This is a genomic window from Butyrivibrio sp. VCD2006 (genome assembly GCF_000423925.1).
Taxonomy (GTDB): domain Bacteria; phylum Bacillota; class Clostridia; order Lachnospirales; family Lachnospiraceae; genus Butyrivibrio.
In genome coordinates this window covers 16,910-42,245 of sequence record NZ_AUIX01000016.1, presented here as the reverse complement: position 1 = coordinate 42,245, position 25,336 = coordinate 16,910, and the positions used below count along the sequence as shown (strand labels likewise).

The 25,336-nt window shown below is 42.5% G+C and carries 23 protein-coding genes; 22 read left to right on the top strand and 1 reads right to left on the bottom strand.

The window, feature by feature from the left end; translation table 11 throughout:
• Positions 1-11: 11 nt before the first annotated feature.
• From G586_RS0107745 to G586_RS0107660, 18 genes are all read left to right on the top strand, one after another.
• Entirely contained in the window at positions 12-1,007 is a 996-nt protein-coding gene (locus G586_RS0107745) for an ABC transporter ATP-binding protein (protein ID WP_026527298.1), read from the top strand.
• Complete coding sequence (locus G586_RS0107740; RefSeq protein ID WP_026527297.1) at positions 1,000-1,992, top strand: ABC transporter ATP-binding protein; 993 nt, start codon at positions 1,000-1,002, stop codon at positions 1,990-1,992. The genes G586_RS0107745 and G586_RS0107740 overlap by 8 nt, the downstream gene beginning before the upstream one ends.
• A gap of 82 nt (positions 1,993-2,074) precedes the next feature.
• The gene (locus G586_RS0107735) at positions 2,075-3,991 is read left to right on the top strand and encodes a peptide ABC transporter substrate-binding protein (RefSeq protein WP_026527296.1); all 1,917 of its coding nucleotides are present in this window, start codon (positions 2,075-2,077) and stop codon (positions 3,989-3,991) included.
• 136 nt (positions 3,992-4,127) lie between these two features.
• Positions 4,128-6,707 carry a PEP/pyruvate-binding domain-containing protein gene (locus G586_RS0107730; RefSeq protein ID WP_026527295.1) on the top strand — a complete coding sequence of 860 codons (2,580 nt, stop codon included), beginning with the start codon at positions 4,128-4,130 and terminating at the stop codon, positions 6,705-6,707.
• Between the two features lie 198 nt (positions 6,708-6,905).
• Positions 6,906-7,205, top strand: a complete 300-nt coding sequence (locus G586_RS0107725; RefSeq protein WP_026527294.1) for a hypothetical protein — start codon at positions 6,906-6,908, stop codon at positions 7,203-7,205.
• 54 nt (positions 7,206-7,259) lie between these two features.
• On the top strand, positions 7,260-7,796 hold the full coding sequence (locus G586_RS0107720) for a flavodoxin domain-containing protein (protein WP_026527293.1): 537 nt from the start codon (positions 7,260-7,262) through the stop codon (positions 7,794-7,796).
• 244 nt (positions 7,797-8,040) lie between these two features.
• Positions 8,041-8,793: a 5-oxoprolinase subunit PxpB gene (gene pxpB, locus G586_RS0107715; RefSeq protein WP_051204640.1), complete on the top strand. Its 753-nt coding sequence runs from the start codon at positions 8,041-8,043 to the stop codon at positions 8,791-8,793.
• A gap of 4 nt (positions 8,794-8,797) precedes the next feature.
• The gene (locus tag G586_RS0107710) at positions 8,798-9,781 is read left to right on the top strand and encodes a biotin-dependent carboxyltransferase family protein (RefSeq protein WP_026527291.1); all 984 of its coding nucleotides are present in this window, start codon (positions 8,798-8,800) and stop codon (positions 9,779-9,781) included.
• Position 9,782: 1 nt separating this feature from the next.
• Complete coding sequence (locus G586_RS0107705; RefSeq protein ID WP_051204650.1) at positions 9,783-10,586, top strand: putative hydro-lyase; 804 nt, start codon at positions 9,783-9,785, stop codon at positions 10,584-10,586.
• 17 nt (positions 10,587-10,603) lie between these two features.
• Positions 10,604-11,389, top strand: coding sequence for a LamB/YcsF family protein (locus G586_RS0107700; RefSeq protein ID WP_035772782.1), 786 nt, complete (start codon positions 10,604-10,606; stop codon positions 11,387-11,389).
• 24 nt (positions 11,390-11,413) lie between these two features.
• Positions 11,414-12,262 carry a DUF4392 domain-containing protein gene (locus G586_RS0107695; protein ID WP_026527288.1) on the top strand — a complete coding sequence of 283 codons (849 nt, stop codon included), beginning with the start codon at positions 11,414-11,416 and terminating at the stop codon, positions 12,260-12,262.
• 37 nt (positions 12,263-12,299) lie between these two features.
• Complete coding sequence (locus G586_RS0107690) at positions 12,300-13,166, top strand: aminotransferase class IV (protein WP_026527287.1); 867 nt, start codon at positions 12,300-12,302, stop codon at positions 13,164-13,166.
• 46 nt (positions 13,167-13,212) lie between these two features.
• Positions 13,213-13,755 (top strand): FUSC family protein, encoded by a 543-nt coding sequence (locus G586_RS0107685; RefSeq protein WP_026527286.1) that lies wholly within the window; start codon positions 13,213-13,215, stop codon positions 13,753-13,755.
• 39 nt (positions 13,756-13,794) lie between these two features.
• Positions 13,795-15,153 carry a circularly permuted type 2 ATP-grasp protein gene (locus G586_RS0107680; protein ID WP_330363251.1) on the top strand — a complete coding sequence of 453 codons (1,359 nt, stop codon included), beginning with the start codon at positions 13,795-13,797 and terminating at the stop codon, positions 15,151-15,153.
• Positions 15,135-15,800 carry an alpha-E domain-containing protein gene (locus tag G586_RS0107675; protein ID WP_026527284.1) on the top strand — a complete coding sequence of 222 codons (666 nt, stop codon included), beginning with the start codon at positions 15,135-15,137 and terminating at the stop codon, positions 15,798-15,800. The genes G586_RS0107680 and G586_RS0107675 overlap by 19 nt, the downstream gene beginning before the upstream one ends.
• Before the next feature lie 5 nt (positions 15,801-15,805).
• Positions 15,806-16,603 carry a transglutaminase-like domain-containing protein gene (locus G586_RS0107670; RefSeq protein WP_026527283.1) on the top strand — a complete coding sequence of 266 codons (798 nt, stop codon included), beginning with the start codon at positions 15,806-15,808 and terminating at the stop codon, positions 16,601-16,603.
• Complete coding sequence (locus tag G586_RS0107665; RefSeq protein ID WP_026527282.1) at positions 16,590-17,561, top strand: M14 family metallopeptidase; 972 nt, start codon at positions 16,590-16,592, stop codon at positions 17,559-17,561. The genes G586_RS0107670 and G586_RS0107665 overlap by 14 nt, the downstream gene beginning before the upstream one ends.
• A gap of 72 nt (positions 17,562-17,633) precedes the next feature.
• On the top strand, positions 17,634-18,569 hold the full coding sequence (locus G586_RS0107660; protein WP_026527281.1) for a M14 family metallopeptidase: 936 nt from the start codon (positions 17,634-17,636) through the stop codon (positions 18,567-18,569).
• 52 nt (positions 18,570-18,621) lie between these two features.
• Here the strand turns inward: G586_RS0107660 and G586_RS0107655 are convergent, their stop codons facing one another.
• On the bottom strand, positions 18,622-19,422 hold the full coding sequence (locus G586_RS0107655; protein ID WP_081674277.1) for a 5'-methylthioadenosine/adenosylhomocysteine nucleosidase: 801 nt from the start codon (positions 19,420-19,422) through the stop codon (positions 18,622-18,624).
• Between the two features lie 427 nt (positions 19,423-19,849).
• Between G586_RS0107655 and G586_RS0107650 the strand changes: the two genes are divergently transcribed.
• From G586_RS0107650 to G586_RS22160, 4 genes are all read left to right on the top strand, one after another.
• Positions 19,850-21,187, top strand: a complete 1,338-nt coding sequence (locus tag G586_RS0107650) for an MATE family efflux transporter (RefSeq protein WP_026527279.1) — start codon at positions 19,850-19,852, stop codon at positions 21,185-21,187.
• Positions 21,188-21,212: 25 nt separating this feature from the next.
• Positions 21,213-23,012: a sensor histidine kinase gene (locus G586_RS0107645; RefSeq protein ID WP_081674276.1), complete on the top strand. Its 1,800-nt coding sequence runs from the start codon at positions 21,213-21,215 to the stop codon at positions 23,010-23,012.
• A gap of 62 nt (positions 23,013-23,074) precedes the next feature.
• Positions 23,075-23,797, top strand: a complete 723-nt coding sequence (locus G586_RS0107640) for a response regulator transcription factor (RefSeq protein ID WP_035772780.1) — start codon at positions 23,075-23,077, stop codon at positions 23,795-23,797.
• 185 nt (positions 23,798-23,982) lie between these two features.
• Complete coding sequence (locus G586_RS22160; RefSeq protein WP_051204639.1) at positions 23,983-25,314, top strand: ABC transporter substrate-binding protein; 1,332 nt, start codon at positions 23,983-23,985, stop codon at positions 25,312-25,314.
• Positions 25,315-25,336: the final 22 nt, after the last annotated feature.

The following is a 25,336-nucleotide window of genomic DNA, read 5'->3' as shown; positions in this document are numbered from 1 at the left end:
GGAGTTTTGAGATGAAATTATTAGAGGTAAATGACCTGCATACTTCCTTTTTTACGGATGCGGGTGAAGTTAAAGCAGTAAACGGAGTTTCATTCTATCTGGACAGAGGAAAAGTCCTCGGAATAGTCGGAGAGTCTGGCTCCGGTAAATCGGTAACAGCATATTCGATCATGCAGATTCTTGCAGGCACAGGAAAAATCGTATCAGGTTCCATCAAGCTTGACGGACAGGAACTTGTAGGTGCCGGTGAGAAGGTTATGAAAAATGTAAGGGGTAATAAAATATCCATTATTTTCCAGGATCCCATGACATCCCTTAATCCTACATATACTATTGGACATCAGCTTATGGAGGCAATTCTCCTCCACACAGACAGAAATAAAGAGCAGGCAGAAGCTCGTGCTATCGAGATGCTTAGACTTGTTAATGTCAACGAGCCTGAGAAGCGTATGAAGCAGTATCCCCATGAGTTTTCAGGTGGTATGAGACAGCGTGTAATGATAGCAATGGCTCTTGCATGTGAGCCGGATATCCTTATTGCGGACGAGCCTACGACAGCACTTGACGTTACGATTCAGGCACAGATCCTTGATCTTATGAAAACACTTCAGGAAGAGCTTGGAATGGCTATCATCATGATCACTCACGACCTTGGTGTTGTTGCTCAGATGTGTGACGAGGTCATCGTAATGTATGCAGGATCAATCTGTGAGCAGGGTACCGCGGATGAGATTTTCTACAATCCCTGTCATGAGTACACTAAGGGACTTTTGAGATCTATTCCCACAGAAGGAAAAGAGGGCAAAAAGCTTGAGCCTATTACAGGAACACCTATCGATCTGCTCAATATGCCCAAGGGCTGTCCCTTTGCACCGAGATGTGATAATGCTATGAAAATCTGCTTAAGAGAAAGAGCAGAGAGAATTCAGATAAATGATTGGCATGCTGCCGGTTGCTGGATGAATGTTAAGAATAAGGTAGTAGGAGGCAGCGAGAATCATGAGTGATGTAAGAAATGAGAACAATCTCGTTGACATAAAAAACTTAAAACAGTACTTCAACGTTAATGTTGGATTTTTCAAATCAAAGCCGCTTAAGGCAGTGGATGATGTTTCTTTTTCCATAAAAAGAGGAGAAACACTGGGACTTGTAGGTGAGTCAGGCTGTGGTAAGACAACAGTAGGACGCACAATTCTTAATCTGTACAAGCCTACATCCGGAGAGATTTGGTACGATGGCAAGCTTATAAAGTCACCTGAGAGTATAAAGGAATTCAGAAAGAAAGCGACTATGGTTTTCCAGGATCCCTATTCATCACTGAATCCCAGAATGACTGTCAGCGATATCATAGCTGAGCCTCTCGATATCCATAATATGTATAAGACAAAAGAGGAGCGCAGAGACAGAGTACTTCAGCTTATGGAGTACGTAGGACTTAACAGTGAGCATGCTTCAAGATATGCGCATGAGTTCTCAGGCGGACAGAGACAGCGTATCGGTATTGCGAGATCACTTGCGGTAAATCCTGAGTTTATCGTCTGCGATGAGCCTGTTTCAGCTCTGGACGTTTCAATTCAGGCTCAGGTTATCAACATGTTTGATGAGCTTCAGGAAAAGCTTGGACTTACTTATCTTTTCATAGCGCATGATCTTTTGGTTGTGCGTCACATAAGTGACCGAATCGCTGTTATGTATCTTGGAAAAATGGTTGAGCTTGCGGATGCTGAGACTATTTATAACAGACCGCTTCATCCATACAGTATTTCACTTCTGTCAGCGGTTCCGGTTCCTGACCCTAAGATCGCAAGAGCAAATAAGAGAGTGGTTCTCAAAGGAGATATTCCCAGTCCCTTAAATGCACCTTCAGGATGTCCTTTCAGAACAAGATGTCCTTATGCAAAAGAGGATTGCGCGCTCAGCATGCCGCAGTTTAAAGAGGTTGAAAAAGGTCACTTCGTTGCATGTCATCACATTGAGGATGTTAATGCATAAACTATTTAGGTTCCAATTTATATGCTCAGTTGAGGATATGATTTGAATAAAAAAAGTATAAATATACTAAGGAGGTTGTTTTATGAAAAAGAAGCTATTATCAATGATTCTTGCATCAACAATGGTATTTGGCCTTGTTGGCTGTGGCGGATCAGGAGCTGCAGAGACTGCAGGAGGAGATGCCGGTGATGCAACACAGGCTGAGAGCACAGATGATGCAGAAAGCACAAATGCTACTAATGTAGTTGAGGAAGCACCGGAAGGCGCTCTTGCAGATTCAATCAATGTCTGCCTCGCATCAGAGCCTGCTACTCTCGATCCTGCACTTAACTCTTCAGTAGATGGTGGTACAGTTTGTTCTCACCTTTTCTCAGGTCTTGCTAAGTGGGCACCTGCAGCTGACGGAACAATGGAACTTGTTCCAGATGCAGTAGAGGAGCTCGTAGATGGCGTTGAGAATTCTGACGGTACAGTAACATATACATATAAGCTTCGTGATGGCCTTAAGTGGTCTGACGGAAAGGATGTTACTGCAGGAGATTTCGTATTTGCATGGAACCGTGCAGCAGGTACAGAGCTTGCAGCAGACTATGGCTACATGTTCGAGGTAGTTGATGGTTATGCTGATGTATGGGATGCAGACGATGAAGGTAACTTCACAAATCCCGATGCAAAGCTTAACGTAAATGCAGTAGATGATAAGACACTGGAGGTTACTCTTGTAAATGCAGTTCCTTACTGGAACGAGCTTCTTGCTTTCCCGGCATACTTCCCTGTACGTGAAGATGTTGTAAGCAATGAGAGCTGGGCTACAGATCCTTCCACATATGTAAACAATGGCCCTTACACAATGACAGGTTGGGATCACAACAGTGTAATTACACTTACAAAGAACGACAACTATGTTGATGCTGACAGCGTTGTAATGAAGGAGATCAACTTCTACCTTTCAGACGATGCCAACAACATGCTTGCTAACTTTGAGAACGGCGATTGGCAGTTCATCGATGATGTTCCTACAAACGAGATCGCATCTCTTAAGACATCATATCCCGATGAGTTTGTAACAACCGGTCAGCTTGGTACATACTATGTATGCTGGAATATCAACGAGAACATCCTTCCTGCTTCCAGCACACTTACAGGAAAAGAGAAGGCTGATGCTGAGGCTGAGATCAGAAGCGCACTTGCACTTCTTATCGACCGTAACTACATCGTAAACGACATCGCACAGGGTGGACAGGTTCCTGCTTCTTCCTTCGTTGCTATGGGTCTTACAGATGCTGACGGTTCTCAGTTCTATGAGAATGCAGGTTCGGATTCTTCATACGTAGGTTACTATGATGTAACAGAAGCAGCATATGACCAGAACTATGCTGATGCTATCGAGACACTTAAGAAGTATTACACATATGATGAAGCTGAGTACAAGTTCACAGACTTCCCTTCACTCACATATCTCTACAACACAAGTGAGAGCCACAAGGCAATCGGTGAGGCTATTCAGGCAACTATGGGAGCTGTAGGTATCGATCTTAAGCTTGAGAACCAGGAGTGGGCAACATTCCTTGATACACGTAAAGCAGGTGATTATTCAATCGCTCGTAACGGTTGGCTTGGTGACTACAATGATCCTATTTCATTCCTTGATATGTGGACCACAGCATCAGGTAACAATGATGTTCAGTTCGGTAAGGGTGACAACGCTTCTGTAGCAGCATATGACCTTGACCTTACAAGCCTTGGCTATGAGGAGAATATTACTGACGGAACATGGGCTGAGACCTATGATGTTCTTATCAGCAAGATCAAGACATGCACAGATAACGAGAAGAGATATGCAATGATGCACATGGCTGAGAACCTTCTCATGAGCACAGGCTGCATCTGCCCTATCTACTACTACACAGATCTTTACATGATCAAGAACAATGTTAAGGGATTCTATACAAGCCCTCTTGGATTCAAGTACTTTGAGAAGTGCTTCTATGCAGAGTAAAAATGATGTATAATTAATCCGTAAGATTTACGGACAAAGGAGTCTGTTTCAGATTCCTTTGTCCGTTTTTTCATTAATTTTTAAAAGTAATCATGTTCTATTTTCAGGCTGATTTTTTCTACCAAGGAGGCATGCTATGGCAGCATTTGACAGAGTTCTTTCGGGAATACCGCAGATGGACGAGGCTTTTCATAATATCAGACTTGGCGACAATGTTGTCTGGCGTGTCGATAACCTTGAAGAGTTCAAGCTTTTTGTGAAGCCCTATGTTAAGCAGGCTATTGAGGATAAGAGAAATCTTATCTATTTCAGATTTGCAACCCACGAACCTCTTTTAGAGGAGCAGGAGGGGCTAAAAGTCATAAATGTGGAGCTAAACCACAGGTTTGAGAATTTCACCGTTGAGATTCACAAGCATATAGAAAGAGAAGGACGTGACGGCTTCTATGTCTTTGATTGCCTCTCAGAGCTGCAGACTGCCTGGGCTACTGACCTTATGATGGGCAACTTTTTCAGAGTTACATGTCCCTATCTTTTTATTCTTGATACAGTTGCATTCTTCCCGCTTATAAGAGGTAAGCATTCTTTTGCGGCTATCGCCAAGATAAGGGATACCACGCAGCTTTTTCTTGAAGTTTTTTCCGATTCGAAAAATGTATATGTGCGTCCTGATAAGGTGTGGAACCGCTACTCTGAGACAATGTTTCTTCCGCATCTCTACAACCCTGAAAGCGGAGATTTTAAGCCTATTCTGGATGGTGTTATCGCAAGTCATTTTTATCAGGTACTTGGGAAAAGCGGGTCTATGCTGGACAGCGACAACATGGACAGCTGGGATAGATTTTTCAATCTGACAAGGACTATGTATGAGGGCGGCTTTGATGTCACAGAGAACTGTAATCGAATGTGCAACATCATGATGAGCCGTGATGAGCGGCTCCGTGAGATGATAAAGGAACACTTTACTCCGGCTGATTATCTGGAGGTTAAGGACAGGATGATCGGAACCGGAATGATCGGTGGTAAGGCCTGCGGAATGCTGCTTGCAAGAAAGATCATTGAGAACAAGTGTCCTGATGTCTTTGAAAATCTGGAGCCTCATGATTCCTTCTACATAGGCTCGGATGTGTTCTATTCCTTCATTGTTGATAATGAATTCTGGGATCTGAGGATAAGACAGCGTAGCAAAGAGGAGTTCTTTTCTGTGGCTGAGGAGTTTGCTGAGCACCTGCGCACAGGAAAATTCTCGAGGAACATGGAGGAGCAGTTCGTTAAGCTCCTTGAGTACTACGGTCAGGACCCTATAATCGTGAGATCCAGTTCGATTCTTGAGGACGGCTTTGGCAACGCTTTTGCAGGAAAATATGAATCTGTCTTCTGCTCAAATTCCGGAAGTATGGAGCAGAGAGTTGAGGAGCTTGAGAATGCTATCAGGGAAGTTTATGCAAGTACAATGAGCAGATCAGCGCTGGATTACCGCAGCAGACGCGGACTTCAGGAGAGAGATGAGCAGATGGCACTTCTGGTCCAGAGAGTTTCGGGATCTTATTATGGCGAGTATTATATGCCATGTGCTGCCGGTGTTGGCTATTCCTACAGCCCATATAAGTTCATGGAATCATTTGACCAGGCAGCAGGTATGCTAAGACTTGTTATGGGACTTGGAACCTCGGCCGTTGACAGGACGGAAGGGTCCTATCCGAGACTTGTAAGCCTTGATAAACCCACCGCTACAACTGCCCGTAATTCTATTGAGAGGCATCAGTATTCTCAGAGAAAGCTTGAGCTTATGAACCGTACTGCAAGGGAACTTCAGAGAGTATCCCTTGATGATATAGAGCCCTTTATGCCGTTTTTCCTGAAGCGGTTACTTTTAGAGCACGATACTGACACAGAGAGAATGTTCAGAGACAGAGGAGAGGACAGAAATATTGAGTTCATCTCATGCCTGGGCCTGGTGAAAAAAGAGCAACTTATGGAGCAGATGAAGGCGATCCTAAAGACACTTCAGAATGAGTATCAGCACCCTGTGGACATAGAGTTTACCATCAATTTCTCAGAGAGCGGTGACTATGTGATAAACATTCTGCAGTGCAGACCGTTGCAGGTTTACCAGGATGTAAAGGAGCTTGAAATTCCGGAGAATATCGATCCTTCTAATGTGCTCTTTGAGTGCAGACGTTCTGCCATGGGACTGTCCCGGTCAGAGAAGCTTGATATGATCGTCTATGTCGATCCCGTTAAATACTACAGCATGCCCTATGCGGATAAGCACAAGATTGCAGGCGCCATCGGCCACATCAACTGGAAGATGCGTGGTCAGGGTAAACACATGCTTCTTATGGTGCCCGGAAGAGTCGGAACTTCTTCTCCTGAGCTTGGCGTTCCCACAACCTTCTCGGATATCAGTGAGTTTGACGCCGTCTGCGAGATCGCCAATTCAAAGGTGGGCTACAACCCTGAGCTTTCCTATGGAAGCCACTTCTTCCAGGACCTTGTGGAGTCCGGAATATTGTACAATGCAATTTTCGAGAATGAGAAGACGGTGAGATTTAATCCAGATATTCTTTTGGATTCAAGAAATCTCTTTGCAGATCCCGAGTCGGAGTATCATGCATTAAAGGATATCATTGCTGCCTATGCTGTTTCTTCCGATAACATCTATATCTATCATGACATGAATCAGGAGAGAACCCTGTGTGCAAGGGTTGAGTAGATTGTTGTATTTAGTGGTTTTATCTCGGTAAGTCAGAGTAATACCAATGAAAAAAGCAGCATTGAACTAATATAAATAGACAAAACAGTGTAAAACAGACTGAATCGAGTGTAACGGTCAGTCTGTTTTTTATTTTTGGATATTCTATAGTTCAGGAAATTCTCTATGTGTCGTGCATATTATGAGGAGGAAACAACAATGAAAGAACTGATAATAGACACTACTGCTATCGAGCTACCTGCAAGAGATGTGACAGCTGAGACATCGACAACAAAATACACAAAAATGAATAAGCGAGCAGAAGCTACATCAATAATTGAAAGAAATAAATCCGAGGCTCCCAAGAATTGGCTCAAAAACAATATATTTAGTATTTCGATGTTAGTACTTTGGAGCATAACTTTCGGAACGGCACTCCACAGCCTGACAGGAGTGATACTTGGATTATGTTTTGGAATGATCTTCATACAGACAAAAGATCAAAAGGATGAGAAATAGTTATATGGAAAAAGTCAAATATATTGAAGATAAAGTAAAGGGGCTAAGTAAGTTATGAAGACATTAGTTATTTACACATCACAGACAGGATTCACAAAAAGGTATGCCAAGTGGATTGCAGAGAGGATGGACGCAGATCTTTTTGATGTTAATGACGTTCAGAGTGAAAACGGCAGCTTTTTTACCAGATATGATGCAATTGTATATGCGGGCTGGTGCGTGTGCGGGAAGGTCGCAAAGGCGAAATGGTTTTTTGAGAAAGCAGAGAACTGGAAGGATAAGCGCCTTGTGATAGTTTCAGTAGGCGCAGCTCTCAATGGGTCTAAGGAAGCGGAAATGGCATTAAACAAAATTCTTACGGATGAGCAGAAGACATATATTGAAGCATTCTACTGCCAGGGCGGAATCAACTATGAAAAGATGAATCTGGCATCAAAGCTTACTATGAAGGCATACGCAGGTAGCCTTAAGAAGAGCAAGGAAGAGAGGCTAAGAGATATGGGTGCCATGATCGACCACTCGTATGATGCTTCTGATGTCAGATATATTGAGCCTATTGTCGAATATCTTAGTGAGGCAATGAGTGCATAAAAATAAAAAATGGTGTTGCACTTTTTGAAGTCAAGGTGTAATATTTGTACAAGCAAAGGGGCTATGCATTGGATGCATGGCCCTGTTTTTGTTTATATGAATCTTTCGGATTTCTTATAAACAAAAAACTAAATTAAATATCGAAAAAGCGAGGCGAGGACGTTTCATAATTCATGGAACTCTTCGCCTGTTTTTATATAAAAAGGCGAGGATGTCACAAGAGGACAACCTCGCCTTTTGTGTCATGGAAGAAGGTGATTGTATGGATGTCAGATATTTACCTGCGGGCGATGAAGCATTGGTCATCGAGTTTGGAAAAACAATAGATGAGGAAATTAATAATAGTGTTATTTCCATGGCTGCATCAATAAGAAATAGGAAAATAAAGGGCGTTCGTGAAATCCTTCCGACATACAGAAGCCTGATGGTTTTTTATAATCCGAAAAAAATATCCTATGTCAGATTGGTAAGCACTGTGAAGTCTTTGGGATATAAGGATAAAGACGAAGCGGAGTCAAAGAGAACACTGATTGTTCCCTGCTGCTATGATGACAGCTTTGGACCTGACCTCTCGGATATGTCAACGGAATTGGGACTTAGCAGGGAGGAGATAGTTAAAATCCATTCGGCTGAAAAATACAAAATTTACATGATGGGATTTCTTCCGGGCTTTGTATATCTCGGCGGACTTGATAAGAGGATAAATATTCCGAGACTGAAAACTCCAAGAACAAAAATACCTGCAAGGTCAGTCGGAATAGGAGGAGCACAGACCGGAGTTTATCCTGTAGATTCTCCCGGAGGATGGAGACTCATAGGGAGCACACCACTTGATTTTTATGACATAAAAAGAGAGCATCCAATTCTTTGTGAAGCGGGAGAATATATAAGATTTAAGCCGATTTTCAGGGATGAATACGATGACATCAGAAGAGAGATTGAACTTGGGAACTATAAAAACGAATACGAAGAGGCGGTTTCGATGACGGGGAGATAAAGGTATGAGCATAAGAATAGTAAATCCCGGAGCGATGACAACTGTACAGGATGAGGGGAGATTCGGATACATGGATTCCGGAATAAGCGAATCCGGAGCCATGGATAAATATTCATACAGGAAAGCAAATTATCTGGTTGGAAATAAAAAGGATGAAGCTGCTCTGGAGATTACCCTGATGGGACCGGAGCTGATTTTCCTAAGTGATAATGTGTTTGGCTACATGGGTGCTGAGATGGAGGCAACGCTTGATGGGGAGGATGTACTAAGAGGAAGAACCTATCTGGCAAGGGAAGGACAGACACTGAAATTCGGATTTGCCAAAAACGGAATCAGAGCTTATCTGGCCTTTGCCGGTGGGGTTGATGTTCCGGTTGTTCTCGGTAGCAGATCAACAAACATAAAGTGCTCAATCGGAGGCTTCGAAGGAAGAAAACTACAGGCAGGAGACGTGCTTGAAATAGGGCCTTCGAGATATTTGAATCACGGAGTAAACAGGCTCCTTAAAAGAAGAGCTGAACAAAAGATATACCAATCCGAGATACAGGTGAGAGTGATTCTCGGACCGCAGGATGATTACTTTACAGAGAACGGGTTATTAGATTTTCTGAATGGCTCCTATAAAGTATCCACTGATATAGACAGAATGGGAATTAGGCTTGAAGGAAAAACTATAGAAGCAAAGGCACCTACTGACATCGTATCAGATGGAATAACCTTTGGATCAATTCAGATCACATCATCCGGGATGCCAATAATCCTTATGGCTGATCATCAGACAACCGGTGGATACGCGAAGATAGCTACAGTGGTCAGTGAAGATCTTCAGTATCTGGCACAGGCGAGACCCGGTGATGTAATACGGTTCCAAAAAGTAGATATCACAGATGTTCAGAAATGGAACTATTTTGATTTTTTGACAAGTATATATGAATCAAATCCAGGTTTGGAAATGATCTATTATCCGGAGGCAGTTCATGCAAGATGATATGAGTAAGACAGAAAAAAATATATATGCTAAAGAGACTCCCATGGCAGTAAGAGAACTCATCAGGGAGGAAAAGATAACAGGTCAGACCAGTGGAATGTGCGAAGGATATGCTCAGGCAAATCTTATCTCTCTCCCTAAAAAATATGCATACGACTTTTTGCTATTTGCCATGAGAAATCCCAAAGCATGTCCCATACTTGAGGTCCTTGAGGAGGGAGAAGTGCTTATTAAGGAGGTTGCAAGAGGAGCAGATATCAGAAGAGATATTCCAAAGTACAGAGTATTTGAAAATGGAGAACTAAAGGGTGAATACGAGAATGTAAACGCATTCTGGAGAGATGATCTTGTAAGCTTTCTTATAGGCTGCAGCTTTTCATTTGAAGATGAGCTTATGAAAGCAGGTATCCCCATAAGACACATCGAACAGGGCTGTAACGTTCCCATGTATATAACAAACATTGCCTGTAAAAAGGCAGGAGTGTTCAGTGGAAATATGGTGGTGAGCATGAGACCTATACCCTATGAACTGGTTCCGAAGGCGGTACTTGTGACAGGCGAGATGCCAAAGGTTCACGGAGCACCGGTACATGTTGGTGATCCAAAGGCAATAGGAATAAGTGACATAAACAAACCTGATTTTGGGGATTCTGTTGAAATCAGAGATGGTGAGGTTCCGGTGTTCTGGCCATGCGGAGTTACACCTCAGGCTGTGGTGATGAACTCTAAACCGGATTTTTGTATCACTCATTCGCCGGGGCATATGTTTATAACTGATGTAAAAAATGTCAGTTTGAAATATTGATTCTTTGGAGGTTTTGTATGAAGGTTGATCTTAATGCCGATCTGGGCGAGAGCTTTGGAAATTATAAATGCGGAATGGATGAAGACGTGATCAAATATATATCCTCAGCAAACGTTGCCTGCGGTTTTCATGCATCCGATCCGCTTGTTATGGACAAGACAGTTGCCATGGCAAAGGAATATAAGGTGAGTATTGGCGCACATCCGGGCTTCCCTGATCTTGTTGGATTTGGCAGAAGAAGGATGGCTGTATCAGCCAAGGAGCTGAAGGCCATGGTGCAATACCAGATTGGTGCACTGAATGCATTTTGCAGATCCCATGATGTGGAACTATCACATGTGAAGCCCCATGGAGCTATGTATAACATGGCAGCCAAGGATAAAAAGCTGGCAGTAGCTATTGCTGAAGGAATATACGAGGTTGATAAGGATTTAATACTGCTTGGATTATCAGGAAGTCTGATGGTTGAAGCAGCAAGGGAAACGGGCCTTTTAGTCGCAAGTGAAGTCTTTGCTGACAGAGCTTATAACGACGATGGAACTCTTGTAGATAGGAGCCTTGCCGGAGCAGTTATTACTGATGAAGAACTGGCTATAAGCAGAGTCATAGAGATGATAAAAACAGGTACAGTCAAGACAATTTCAGGTGGCAGAGTGAGAGTTGAAGCCGATTCAATTTGTCTTCATGGCGATGGAATCAAGGCAGTGGAGTTTGCAAAGAAAATACACGAAGCTCTTGTTCGTGAAAATGTTGAGATTACTTCGATCAGAGATGTGATTGAGGAACATCGTATCGCAGTATAAAAAATCTTTTTTTGGAGTGTGGATATGAAGAAAGCTAATGAAAACGAATCAATTGAAGATATCATTCTGAGGCACTCTAACAGGGGAATGTCAGACATAAGATTTTACCTGTCAGAGGATTACTGCACAAAAGCAGCAAGAGAGATTTTTTCCTGGGAAAAAGGTTATGTATTTTTGACAACCGGCTTTTATGTTGCAGGATATGCCGAAACTGATGGGCCCGTTGGAACTGTTGCTCTTGCCCATGCGCTCTCAAAGCTTGGATATAAACCGGTGATCATAACCGATGAGTATTGCAGAGGATTTTTTGACAATGAAAATGTAGAGATCATCTACATCGGAATAAGTGATTCGGAAGACAGAATCGATGAGATTGTTAATGAATACGATCCAAAGGGAATGATATCAGTTGAAAGATGTGGCCGGAATAAATTTGGATACTACGCCAATATGCGAGGGGAAGATATCAGTGAACACACGGCTCCCATAGATGAAATGTTTATCAGATATCAGGGAATCATTCCATCCATAGGCGTTGGTGATGGCGGAAATGAAATAGGAATGGGAAAGATTGCGGGAGTGATTTCCAGAAAGCTGTCACTTGAACCCTGCATCATACCTGCTGACATTTCTGTTATTGCATCGGTTTCCAACTGGGGGGCTTACGGAATAATCACTGCCCTTGCAAGACTTAGTAAAACAGAGCTGGTACCCAAATATGAGTGGGTAAGATCATTTATAAAAAAGACGGTATCGATCGGAAGCGTTGATGGTGTTACAAAGGATAGAAGCATCAGCGTGGATGGAAAAAATATGAGCATTGAATATGAGATTTTAGATGCACTGCATACTGAGGAATCTGTTCCGGTTTAGGAACTTTTCCTTAACTATAAAGAGGAGGCGATGAAAGATGAAAACACTAGGATATTACAACGGAAAGTATGACGAACTGGATAAGATGACTATTCCGTTCAACGACAGGGTCTGCTTTTTTGGAGATGGGGTGTATGATGCAGGCCCGTCAAGAAATTATAAGCTTTTTGCAATTGATGAGCATATAGACAGATTATTTAATTCGGCAGCTTTACTGGACATAGAGATTCCCTGCTCAAAGAGCGAGCTTAAAGAGCTTCTTCAGTCACTTGTACTTAAGATGGATACAGGTGGAAACTTTGTATATTTTGCCTGCACAAGAGGAACCGGAATCCGTAACCATACTTATGAAAAGGGCCCCGGAAATCTGTGGGTAATGATAAAGCCTGAAACACTTAACGATTGTCAAAAGCCCATCAAATGTGTGACAGCGGAAGATAAGAGATTCTACTATTGCAACTGCAAGACACTTAATCTCTTGCCATCAGTTTTATATGCGGAGAAGGCCTACAAGGCGGGAAAGGATGAGACTATTCTTTACAGAAAGGATGGACGGATTACCGAGTGTGCGCACTGCAACTGTCACATCATCAAGGACGGAATCGTTTATACCGCGCCTACAGATGAACTGATCCTTCCCGGTATTGCGAGAGCTCATCTTGTAAGAATGTGCAAGAAGCTGGGCATCGGAGTCAGTGAGACCCCCTATTACTTAAAGGACCTTTGGGAGGCTGATGAGATCATCGTAACTTCATCCTCAAATGTATGCATGTATGTGGATGAGCTTGATGGAAAGCCTGTTGGCGGTAAGGACAGAGAGACCTTGTTCAGACTAAGAGATGCGCTGTATCAGGAAATCATTGAAGCAACTGATATCGAAAATGATATCAGAAAGTGCGGATGACAAGGGTTGATGATTTTTACAGCTGACAAAACATGATTGAGGTTAGATGAAGATATTTAGAACACGGAAACTTCCGCATATCGGAATGCGAATAATCAAGTCTGCGCTTGGAGTTCTGATATGCTTTGCAATTTATTTTCTAAGGGGGAAACAGGGAACACCATTTTACTCAGCGCTTGCGGTTTTATGGTGTATACAAAAGCAGACAGAAAACACAATTGGCAATGCAGTCCAACGAATTATCGGTACTTTCATAGGTGCTGTATATGGACTTCTCTATATTTTGATAAAACTAAAAATCGTAGACATAGGAGATGACTTTTTAAACTACTGCATTATTTCATTGGCACTTATACCGGTTATCTACACTACTGTACTTATTGATCAGAAAAAAGCTTCATATTTTTCATGCGTCGTGTTCTTAAGTATAGTTGTCAACCACCTCATGGATGAAAATCCATATCTGTTTGTTCTGAACAGATCGCTGGATACGCTGATCGGTATTTTTGTAGGAGTTCTGCTAAACATGGAACTCATCATAAAAGATTTAAAGGAAAGACGCTTCCAAAAACAGCATGAGGGGATTTAGTAACAATTATAAAGGGGCACAGAAGAGGAGGAAGCGAGTATGACATCTTATACGGATATTTTCAGCAAAAAAGAACGTATCGAAGATATGGAAATCTACGCAGGTGCTGCAGATGTCAATGAGCAGCTTGCAAGATACGGGGTTAAATTCGGTATCTACAAGAACAACGAGTTTAGGGAGCAGCTTTTCCCGTTTGACATGATTCCAAGAGTCATTGACAAGAAGGAATTTGCTTATCTTGAAAAGGGATTAAAGCAGAGAGTTAAGGCTCTGAATCTTTTCATAGAAGACATCTACGGTGATAAGAAAATTGTTAAGGATAACGTGGTACCTGAGGAATTTATCTATGCCGGAAGCGGGTATCTTCCGCAGTGCGAGGGGATAAAACCGCCCAAGGGTATATATTCCCACATCTCAGGAATTGACCTGGTTCAGGCAAAGGACGGAGAGTGGTATATCCTTGAGGATAACCTTAGAATTCCATCGGGGGCATCATATCCCATGATGGCAAGAAGGCTTTCAAGACGCAGTGCACCTGATCTTTTTGCGGGAAAGCACATTGAGGATAACAGAAATTATGCAGATCTACTCCGCCGCACAATGGACTATGTAAACACGGGCGGGCACACAGTTATCCTGACCCCGGGAAGATACAATGCGGCCTATTTTGAACATTCCTACTTGGCAGAAGAAACTGGAGCACATCTTGTTTCGGGGAGTGAACTTATAGTTGAAAACGACCATCTTTATTTCATTGATTATTCCGGACGAAAAGAGAGGGTTGGTGCAGTTTACAGAAGAATCTCCGATGAATATCTTGATCCAATGAACTTTAACAAGGAGTCAGTCATTGGCATTCCTCATATTTTTGATATCTACAGAAAAGGAAATGTTGCTCTTATTAATGCTCCCGGAAACGGAGTTGCCGATGATAAGGGAATCTACTATTTCGTTCCAAAGATGATCAGGTATTATCTGGATGAAGAACCGATTCTTAATAACGCACCCACATATCTTCCTTACTATGAAGAGGACATGAAATATGTCATGGACAATTTCGACAAGCTGGTGCTTAAGGATGTGGCTGAGGCAGGCGGATATGGAGTTGTTTTCGGAAGTAAAATGACAGAGGATCAGAAGAAGACATTTAAGGAGACACTTCGCAGAGAACCCAGGAGATTCATAGCTCAGGAGGTTATAGATTTTCTTGATATAGATATCATGGAGAAGGGTGAGCTTCTTCCGAGAAAAGCGGATCTTCGTGCATTTGTCCTTATGGCAGATGAACCTATGGTATGGAAGAGCGGACTTACAAGATTTTCACGGAACCCTGATTCATTTATCGTTAATTCTTCACAGGGAGGAGGTTTTAAAGACACATGGGTATTATCTCAGTAGAAAATACAGACAGATTGTACTGGCTTGGAAGATACACCGAGCGGGTATATTCGACAATAAAGATTTTTGAATCCAGATTCGATTCAATGATTGATGTGACAGAGCAGGAATACCTTGAGTTTTGTAAGAGCCAGGATATCCCCAATATTTACAGATCAAGAGATGATTTTGCCAGAAAATATTGTTTTTCACTAAATGATGAGAATTCAATATTTTCAAATCTGATGAGGGCGTATGACAACGCCATCGTCTTAAGAGAAGAAATCGGAAGCGATACACTTTCATATATACAGCTTGCGGTTTATGCCATGAACCAGGCAGCCCTTTCGAAGGCTCCTCTAATTGGACTGCAGAAGGTCACCGACAATCTGGTGGCCTTTTGGGGAATGGCTGATGATGACATCGATGAATCCCAGATAAGAAATATGATCTATGTTGGGAAACTGGTTGAAAGAATCGATTTATACGCACGACTGAAAGAAAAACCCGAGAAGCTTAGAAGAGCAACAAGAAGGCTTGTCAATCGAATTGACAAGAGCACCATGCGGTACAATCCCAAAACGCTGGCACACGTGAATTATCTGGTGCAGCTTGAGGAACCTCCTTACGACACTCTCATAGAGTCAATTGAGGAGCTTGTAGGTTAAGAAAAGTGAAAAGACTTAAGTTCGGGTACCACATGAAGCTGACCTTCAGTGATGCGGTTAGAGACCACAGGTTTTCACTAAAATGCATTCCACACTTCACGGATATGCAGCGGATTAAGGATGTATCGATATCAGTCTATCCTGATCACATAACAAGTGAGGATACTGATTCACATGGAAATATCACACTTTTCGGGTATACAAATGAATACCATAATTTTTTCGGGTTTGAAGTAAACGGCCTTGCGGTAACCGGACTCTCTGATTCAGAGAAGGCGGGAGAACTGCATAAAGTCGGCATGTACAGATACCAGACCGGCATAACAAGGCCGGGTGAGGGGATAATAAATTTTTATAGAGACATTGATATGACTGGGTTTAGCAATGAATCCAAGGCACAGATCATAATGGAAAAGCTGTCTGCGTCATTCAAATATGAGCAGGGGGTAACCGGTATGAGCACCACGGCAGAACAGGCATTTGAAGGGGGAGCCGGTGTTTGCCAGGACTATGCTCATATAATGCTTGCACTATGCAGAATGGAGAAAATTCCCTGCAGATATGTTGCGGGAATGATGATGGGAGAGGGCAGCTCCCATGCATGGGTTGAAATCTGGGATAAAAACAGATGGCTCCCGTTTGATCCAACTAACAATAAAATCGTTGGAGATGAATATATAAAAATATCCTGCGGAAGAGACGCCGGTGACTGCCTGGTAAATCAGGGGATTTTCATCGGGAACGTAACCCAGACCCAGGAGATAAATGTGATCGTAGAAGAGGTTTTTAATGAATCATATTGATGAAAGTATTGATGATATTATAAGTATTCCGCTTCCTGTTGATGAGAGGCTGGTCATAAAAAGACACAGATTGCGCAGAGAGGGGACAGGCAGTAAGCGAATATGCGTTGTAACCGGCATTCACGGCGATGAGCTTGAAGGACAGTATGTTTGCTTTGAGCTTGCAAGGCGCATAAGGGAGAATCAGGATAACCTGCAGGGAATAGTAGATATTTATCCTGCCATGAATCCCTTTGGAATAGATTCGATCACAAGAGGAATTCCGGCCTTTGACCTTGATATGAACAGGATTTTTCCCGGGAATTCTGAGGGAGATATGAATGAATATCTGGCTTCTAAAATTGTAGAAGAGCTTCAGGGAGCTGACCTTGTAATCGATATTCACGCGAGCAATATCTTTCTTACTGAGATGCCTCAGATAAGAATAAATGAGTTAAATGCAGATGTTCTTGTGCCTATTGCGAAAAAGTCCAACATGGATTTTATATGGGTTCACGGAGCAAGCACCGTACTTGAATCAACTTTGGCATACGCGCTAAACAGCAGAGGCACTAACACACTTGTCGTTGAGATGGGCGTTGGAATGAGAATTACACCTGAATATGGTGAGCAGCTGACAGACGGCATCTTTTCACTTATGAGCAATCTTGACATATGGAATGGTGAAGTTAAAAAAGTTCGCGATCCTATAGTTGCCTACGATGCCGGCGGAGACGATGTGTGCTACTTAAATGCACCCTGCTCGGGAGTTTATATGAAGGAAAAATGCCATGGGAATCTCGTTAAGGAAAACGAGGAAATAGGCAGAATTATAAACCCTCTGACGGGAGAGATTTTGTCCGGAATAAAGGCACCGGAAGCGGGGCTTCTTTTTACTGTGAGAGAATACCCGATTGTTGAGGAGGGGTCCCTTATGGGAAGGATACTGAAGAAGAAAGTTTTTGAAGAGAATGCTTAAAATATGTTTTAAGTACAGTACTGTTATGAAATTAAAGAAAATAAGCAGGAAGATAATTTTGGTGGAGAAGTAATGAAAGAGATAGAATTGTACTCGTTCAAGGGCTTGTACTGTGACGATTTCAGAATAATGGGCTATGAATTTGGATATGGTGAAAAGACAGTATGCATCATGGGAAGTCTTCGCGGAAACGAGTATCAGCAGATGTACGCCTGCAGCCGTCTCATAGCTAAGCTAAAGGAGATTGAGGAAGAGGGGCAGATAAAAACCGGGAAATCCATCATGGTCATCCCTTGCGGAAATCCATATTCGGTCAATACCAAAAAGAGATTCTGGGGCATAGACAACACTGATATAAACCGCATGTTTCCCGGTTATGACAAGGGTGAGACCACCCAGAGAATTGCTGATGGAATTTTTAAAAAAATAAATGATTACAAATACGGAATCCAGTTCGCATCCTTCTACATGCCGGGATATTTTGTGCCCCAGGTCAGGATGATGAAAACCGGAAATGAAAACATAGAGCTCGCAAAAAAGTTTGGGCTCCCTTTTGTAGTCCTTCACAAGCCAAGACCCTTTGACACAGCGACTCTTAATTACAATTGGCAGATCTGGGAGACGGATGCGTTTTCAATCTATACATCAAGCACTGAAAAGATAGATAAAAAGAGTGCCAAGCAGGGCGTGAACGCGGTTCTTGGATTTTTATCAAAGGAAGGAATAATCGATTTTCGTGAGCTCGCCTGCTATGATGCAAGGGTTATCGAGAGTGAAAAACTAGTAAGCCTTCGTGCAGCCCGCGCAGGTTTTTTGGAATCTCTGGTAAATGCCGGAGACAGCGTTGAAAAGGGTCAGATTCTGGCATACATAACGGATCCCTACACCTCCGAAGTTTTGCAGGAGGTCATTGCTCCCGAGGATGGCATCATCGCCTTTGAGTATGACAGCCCTCTGGCTTATCAGAATACGGCATTGTTCAAGCTAATTTTGGATCATAATTGTTAAAACTAAAGGCTCCGGCATTTTTGCCGGAGCCTTTGGTTTTTATCGATAAGTCTTACATATTTTTAACCATGTATTCAACAACTTTGGCGCAATTAGCGGCGGCTGCTTCCTTAAAGGTATTGTAGTCCACGGCTTCTGAATTATCTGCCTTATCTGATATAGCACGTATGATTACAAAAGGCGTTTTGTTAAGATAGCAGACCTGAGCTATGGCGCCGCCTTCCATCTCACAGCAATATCCGCCAAAATCAGACAGTATTTTATCCTTTTGCTCTTGGCTGGAAATGAACTGATCACCACTGCAAACTCTGCCTTCAAAAACATGAATATCCGGAGCTGCATTTTTAACCGCTTCTACAGCCTCTTTCCGCATTGCTTCATCAGCAGGGAAAGCATAAATACCTGTATACGGAATCTCACCTTTTGCAAAGCCGACAGCTTCGCATGTGAAATCATGCTGAACAGCATCTACGGAAACAACTATGTCACCAATATCGATCTGATTGTCCAATGAGCCGGCAACACCGGTATTGATGACCTTTTTACATCCAAAGTCGTTGATCAGCGTGTTAGCGCAGATTCCTGCATTAACCTTTCCAACTCCGCATTGAACTATGACCACCTTTTTCCCGTCCATAGTACCTTCGCAGAATTCCATACCGGCAACTTCAGTAACTTTCTTTCCTTCAATTTGTTCCTTGAGGTAGCCGACTTCCTCTTCCATTGCACCTATGATGCCTATTTTTCCTTTATCAGGAGCAGCAGCTTTACTGGTGCTGGTACCACAGCCAGTGGTAAAAAGAGCCACAGTCGTCATTGCCATCATGATAAAAACAGCTAAATTCTTTTTCATATGATATGAACCCCCTTCATAAGATATAAAACGCTTCCGGTACAAAAAAGTGAACACCGGACTGATTATTGTATTATTTTAGGACATTTTTGTGAATAAACCTTGAACTTAAAAGTATGTATTTAACTACGCGCTAATGGCACTTGTGCTGGGCATTGCTCGGTACTATTTTTACTTAATTGCGGACTACCAGCCCGCAGCTTGGGCCTGATTGGGGATGTTTTATAAAAAATCTACTTGTCGAAGATCATAAAAATGAGAAAAGTCTAGTAGTCATAACAAAAACGGATTCAGTTAGAAATCAACTACAGAAAGATGTTAGTATAATGGTTGAAAAGTATCTATGAGGAATTGTTATGAAAAAAAGACTTACAGTAACGACTGCCTAAGAGATAGAATTGAATTATCAGGTGTTAAGGAGTAGTTGATGAGTAACGAATTATTTGAAAAAGCACCAATAAGGGAGGCGTATTTAAAGCTTGCTATTCCTGTAGTACTAAGTATGGTGGTCCAGCTGGTTTACAGCATGGTGGACACATACTTTATTGCACTTACGGGGAATACTTCACTTATTGCTGGTGTTTCAATATGTACGCCACTTTTCACTTTGTTCCTTGCATTTGGTGATATGTTTGCATTGGGCGGAAGCTCTTATATTTCAAGACTTCTTGGCGCAGGTAGGGGAGAGGATGGAAAGAGACTCAGCGTATTTTGCATGTATGCTGCGATAGCCTTCGGTTTGTTTGTGATGGTGATTCTTCTTGTTTTCAAGACACCTATCCTTAAATTTCTTGGTGCGGATGACAGCACTATGTATTATGCGTCCCAGTATTATCAGTTCTTGGTGCTTGGCAGTACCTTCATTATTTACGCGTTGGTTCCTTCGAACCTTATGAGAACGGTTGGACATCCCAATGCCTCGATGATCACTTCAATAATCGGCGCTGTAGTTAATATTATTCTTGATCCGGTTTTCATCTTCGGGTTTGGCATGGGGGCAGCAGGTGCAGCCATTGCTACAGTTATCGGGTATATCACTTCTGATGCGTTTGCAATCTGGTACACAGCTAGCAAGTGTGAAGGTCTGTCCGTTAAGCTTAGTGAATTTGGACTTAAGCCGGGAGAGGTTGGGAAAATCTTTGCTGTAGGACTTCCTGCTTCAGTTACCAATTTTACTCAGACCATCGGTATGACTCTCACAAACCGCGCACTTCAGGGTTATGGCAGTGATTCAATCGCGGTTATGGGTATCGTACTTAAGATAGTAAACATTGTAATGCTTGTGATAGTAGGACTTGCCTTTGGCGGACAGCCTCTTACAGGCTATGTGTATGGATCAGGCAATAAAAAGCGTCTTCGCAAGGTCCTTTCCTTTGCATACAGAATTGTTGGAGGTACAGCGGCATTAATGGCAGCTGTCGTCGGTATTTTTGCGCCGCTGTTCATTGGAGCATTCTTAAAGGACGAGGCACTTATAGATAAGGGGGTTCTAATGCTTCGTCTCCAGATGCCCGGCATGATTCTTATGGGACTTGGTCTTGTGACTATCTGTACCTTTCAGTCTATGGGTAAGGGACTTCCTGCGCTGATTCTTTCGCTTTGCAGACAGGGCGTTGTATATGCCGCAGTTATCACGGCTTTCCAGATGCTTTTTGGTTACATGGGAGTTATCTCATCCCAGCTTGGCTCTGACGTTATATCAGTGCTGATTGCAGCCGGATTGTTCTTTGCTGTGATAAGGCCTGAACTGATTGATAACGCATAATACATAATTCAGAGGGGTATGAAAAATGTATTTGGGGAAAATAAGGGACTACTATAAATCTCATATATGGTGCCATTTTATGCTCCTTTACATGATTTCTGTAATAGGAATGGCATTTATCTTCCAACACTATCTGAGGAGTTATTACTACAATAATCTCATCAGGACTCAGAGTAGTATGGAGGAGTCGATTCTAAGCAGTGCTCAGGATATGATTGCTCTTCAGCTCGAAGAGTATATAAGTGCCGGAGCTATTATGGCGACTTCATCCGAGATAACTTCTGCAATCGAGAGGTATGTGGAGGACGATACCTATGCAAATAAAATGCGCCTCCAGACACTTCTGGGCTCCTATGCGAGGAATTCGAAAAAGCTCTATGCTATGGCCGTACTTGATAAGGACGGAGTTGTTTTCCAAAATACAACCTATAATATCTCAAGCTTCCCGCTGTGGGAAGAAGATAATAATGAGTATCTTAGGTCTGAATATCAGCATGTTCTTGAAAAAGCAGCCAATAACGAAATTCCCAGATTCGTTGTAAGTAAAGATGAAACAGCATCCGGATCTGATATTTCCCAAAATGTATTCCAGATTTTTTTTCCTATGATGGTTACGGGACACGGACTTAATGCCATAGATTATGTGCTGTGTCTCAGCTTTAGTGCGGATATTTTTCAAAAATATATTGACTACATCTATTCAAGTCAGATCTCTTATCTCATCGGTTTCATCAGCGGCGAGGATGGAACCATAATATGTCATTCAAACGACGAATTCCTTGGATTTGATGAAAAAAACTATATAGAAACAAATAATCTTATAGCAAAGACTGCCGGCATACCTTCAGCGGGATGGAAGCTCAGTATTGCCTATGACGGCGCCGCCATGATGGAGCATATAGATTCGATTTTCAGAAAAGCTATGCCACTTTACGCGGCACTGATTTTGATACTGTGTTTTGTTATATTTGTGGATATCAGAAATATCATGAGGCCTATCCGGAAAATCAAGAAAACCATGTACTACATAGCTCATAACGGAAAGCACATTCCGATTGAAATTCAGGGCTCCAATGAGGTGTGGAAGCTGGCTTCTGCCTACAACGAGATGCTTGTTGCGTTAGAGCAGAAAGAAAAAGAGGTTGAGATAAATCACAGACAGGCTGTGGAATCAATTGAGAGGCAGCACGAAGCTGAGAGAAACGCACTTGAAACTCAGATAAATGCACATTTTATCTGCAATACGCTAAACACCATTAACTACGAAGCAATAGCAGAGGGTAATCATAACGTATCAGTGCTTATTAAAAAGCTCTCAAATATCCTCAGGTATTCCTTTGATCAAAAGAGCCAGCATGTTTTCTTCTATCAGGAATTTGCATGGATAGAGCAGTATCTGTTCCTTATGAAGGCAAGGCTTGAGGATACCTTTGATTACAAGATTGATGTTGATGACAATGTTATGGAATGGCCCTGCTGCAAACTGATGCTTCAGCCCTTCGTTGAAAATGCCATAATACATGGCTTCAAGGGGTGGGAGTCCGGTGGAAAGCTCGATATAACAGCGAGGAGAGGCGATGACTGCATTGAAGTTTCCATAAAGGATAACGGAAAAGGGATGCCGGCGGAGATTGCAGGTAAGATAGAAAAGATCCTCGAAGGCAATGATGTGGACACTGAAGGACTGGGAATCGGTATCCAAAATGCTTACTCAAGAATAAAGCTTTTTTACGGAGAAAGTGTTAAAGTATTATTAAGAACTAATGAGGGTAATGGGGCAGAGTTTCTTTTTAAGCTCCCAATACCTGAGGGAGAGCTGCACTAGAATCAGTCTTAAGGCATATGACGGTATGATTTTAGCGCGTAAGTTTTATGGGGGGGATTTTTATGAGAATAATAATTGTTGAGGATGAGCAGAGAGCACGTAGGGGACTTAAGAGTCTTATCCAGACAGTATCCGATGACTGCGAGGTTGTTGCAGATGCTGCCGATGGACAGAAGGCCTTAGAGCTTATCAGAAAGTGTAAGCCGGAGGTTGTTTTCACTGACATCAAGATGCCTTACATGAACGGACTTGATCTCATAAGAGAGGTAAGAAAAGAGAACCAGAATGTTAAGTTTGTAATTGTAAGTGCCTACGAGGAGTTTGAGTTTGCAAGACAGGCCATTTCGCTAGGCGTAACTGACTATCTGGTGAAGCCGCTCATTATGGATGATGTGGAACAGGTCATTTCAAATATCACAAAAAAAGAGGAGGAGGCTTCAAGAGACGAGCAGAAGGAAAACTGCCACCCTCTTATACGGAAAAGCCTTAAGATAATTGAAAGAGAATATGCTTCACAGCTCTCACAAAAAGAGCTGGCTTCAAGGCTTGGCATCACAGCAGAATATTTCTGCAACCTTTTTGCTAAGGAGATGAATGAGAGCTTTGTGAAGTATTTAAAGAGATACCGCGTGGACGTTGCAAAGACGCTCCTTATTCAATCGGGCGAGTCAAGAGATGACATAGCCTATAAGGTTGGATACACGGACACCAAATATTTTGCAAAGGTCTTTCGCGATGTCACGGGCAAAACCATTACGGAATATGTGCTGGAAAATATGGTCTGATACATATGCGGGACAGATTTAAGATTAATCTTAAATCTGTCTCTTTATTTCTTGCACTAAGTTTAATAATGCATTCCAAAAAATGAAATTTTTCTTAAAAACATCAGTTTATGCAAAAATCTTCTTTTTATATATTTTTAACAGAAGCACTGATAACTATTGTTTATGTGTGGAAGGAGAGAAAAATGAAAAAGAAATTGGTATCTTTAATGGTTATTACTACTATGATGGCTACAATGTTAGCAGGCTGCGGATCCTCTGCAGGAACCGGTGAGACCTCAGAGCCTGAGGCTGTGGTAAACGTTGAGGACGAGGCTACTGCTGAATCTGCAAAGCCGTCTGACGGAATTCCTGAAGTAACAGTATGGCACTATTTTGAGCATGAAGCTGACGCTCTTAACAAGGTTGCAGATGAATACAATGCTTCTCAGGATAAAATCAAGGTTACATGTACCTTCGTTTCAAGAGAAGAGCTTATGAACCAGTACACAATAGGTGCTGTTTCAGGAGAGCTTCCTGATATCGGAATGGTTGATTCACCTGATATGTCTTCCTACATCGCACTTGGCGTTTTCGAGGATATCACTGATGAGCTTAATGCCTGGGGCGAGCTCGACAATTTCTATGAAGGACCTCTTAGCAGCTGTAAGGATGCTGACGGAAGAATATACGGACTTCCCAATAACTCCAACTGTCTCGCACTTCTTTGCAACATGGATATCTTAAGCGCACACGGATATGATGCTCCGCCTACGACATGGGATGAGTTTTACGAAATAGCAAAGGCTTGCACTGACAGTGCTGACAGTGTATACGGTTTTGCAATGAGTGCCATCAGTAATGAAGAGGGTACATTCCAGCTTATTCCCTGGATCTATTCAGCAGGAGCAAGTGTTGCAGATCTTGGCTCAGCAGAAGCTGTTCACGCAGTAGATTTCCTTGGAAAGCTCGTTGATGAGGGTATCATGAGTAAGGAAGTTATCAACTGGGGACAGGGAGATGCCCTCAATGCATTCGCAGCAGGCAAGGCAGCAATGCTTGAGTCAGGTACATGGCAGATTTCTCAGATCGACAGCGGTGATGTTACTCTTAGCACAGACAATTATAAATTCGCACTTCTTCCCAAGGATAAGAAGAACGCTTCCGTTATCGGCGGTGAGAACTTCGGAGTATGCTCCGGAACACAGTACAGAGATGAGTGCATCGATTTCCTTAAGTACATGATGACAGCACAGCATAATGCTGACTGGTGTGAGATTGCAGGAAAACTGGCAGTAAGATCTGATGCTGCAACCCTTAAGGATTTCTGGACAGCTGATGAGAGATACGCAGTATTTAATGACTCCATGAATTATGCAGTTGCAAGAGGACCTCATCCTGAGTGGCCCACAATTTCAGAAGCTCTTTATACAGCTGAGCAGTCAGTTCTCATTGGTGAGAGCGATGCAGCTACAGCTATGAAAGCAGCAGCTGAAAAAGTTGCTCCTATCCTGGAGGCAAATCCTATAGCTCAGTAATCAGGACCAGATAGTAATGTAA

What these genes read in the sequence shown, in the direction of transcription:
- G586_RS0107745 (WP_026527298.1), top strand. Translation starts at nt 12, where the DNA reads ATGAAATTATTAGAGGTAAATGACCTGCATACTTCCTTTTTTACGGAT.
- G586_RS0107740 (WP_026527297.1), top strand. Translation starts at nt 1,000, where the DNA reads ATGAGTGATGTAAGAAATGAGAACAATCTCGTTGACATAAAAAACTTA.
- G586_RS0107735 (WP_026527296.1), top strand. Translation starts at nt 2,075, where the DNA reads ATGAAAAAGAAGCTATTATCAATGATTCTTGCATCAACAATGGTATTT.
- G586_RS0107730 (WP_026527295.1), top strand. Translation starts at nt 4,128, where the DNA reads ATGGCAGCATTTGACAGAGTTCTTTCGGGAATACCGCAGATGGACGAG.
- G586_RS0107725 (WP_026527294.1), top strand. Translation starts at nt 6,906, where the DNA reads ATGAAAGAACTGATAATAGACACTACTGCTATCGAGCTACCTGCAAGA.
- G586_RS0107720 (WP_026527293.1), top strand. Translation starts at nt 7,260, where the DNA reads ATGAAGACATTAGTTATTTACACATCACAGACAGGATTCACAAAAAGG.
- pxpB (WP_051204640.1), top strand. Translation starts at nt 8,041, where the DNA reads ATGGAAGAAGGTGATTGTATGGATGTCAGATATTTACCTGCGGGCGAT.
- G586_RS0107710 (WP_026527291.1), top strand. Translation starts at nt 8,798, where the DNA reads ATGAGCATAAGAATAGTAAATCCCGGAGCGATGACAACTGTACAGGAT.
- G586_RS0107705 (WP_051204650.1), top strand. Translation starts at nt 9,783, where the DNA reads ATGAGTAAGACAGAAAAAAATATATATGCTAAAGAGACTCCCATGGCA.
- G586_RS0107700 (WP_035772782.1), top strand. Translation starts at nt 10,604, where the DNA reads ATGAAGGTTGATCTTAATGCCGATCTGGGCGAGAGCTTTGGAAATTAT.
- G586_RS0107695 (WP_026527288.1), top strand. Translation starts at nt 11,414, where the DNA reads ATGAAGAAAGCTAATGAAAACGAATCAATTGAAGATATCATTCTGAGG.
- G586_RS0107690 (WP_026527287.1), top strand. Translation starts at nt 12,300, where the DNA reads ATGAAAACACTAGGATATTACAACGGAAAGTATGACGAACTGGATAAG.
- G586_RS0107685 (WP_026527286.1), top strand. Translation starts at nt 13,213, where the DNA reads ATGAAGATATTTAGAACACGGAAACTTCCGCATATCGGAATGCGAATA.
- G586_RS0107680 (WP_330363251.1), top strand. Translation starts at nt 13,795, where the DNA reads ATGACATCTTATACGGATATTTTCAGCAAAAAAGAACGTATCGAAGAT.
- G586_RS0107675 (WP_026527284.1), top strand. Translation starts at nt 15,135, where the DNA reads ATGGGTATTATCTCAGTAGAAAATACAGACAGATTGTACTGGCTTGGA.
- G586_RS0107665 (WP_026527282.1), top strand. Translation starts at nt 16,590, where the DNA reads ATGAATCATATTGATGAAAGTATTGATGATATTATAAGTATTCCGCTT.
- G586_RS0107660 (WP_026527281.1), top strand. Translation starts at nt 17,634, where the DNA reads ATGAAAGAGATAGAATTGTACTCGTTCAAGGGCTTGTACTGTGACGAT.
- G586_RS0107655 (WP_081674277.1), bottom strand. Translation starts at nt 19,422, where the DNA reads ATGAAAAAGAATTTAGCTGTTTTTATCATGATGGCAATGACGACTGTG.
- G586_RS0107650 (WP_026527279.1), top strand. Translation starts at nt 19,850, where the DNA reads ATGAGTAACGAATTATTTGAAAAAGCACCAATAAGGGAGGCGTATTTA.
- G586_RS0107645 (WP_081674276.1), top strand. Translation starts at nt 21,213, where the DNA reads ATGTATTTGGGGAAAATAAGGGACTACTATAAATCTCATATATGGTGC.
- G586_RS0107640 (WP_035772780.1), top strand. Translation starts at nt 23,075, where the DNA reads ATGAGAATAATAATTGTTGAGGATGAGCAGAGAGCACGTAGGGGACTT.
- G586_RS22160 (WP_051204639.1), top strand. Translation starts at nt 23,983, where the DNA reads ATGAAAAAGAAATTGGTATCTTTAATGGTTATTACTACTATGATGGCT.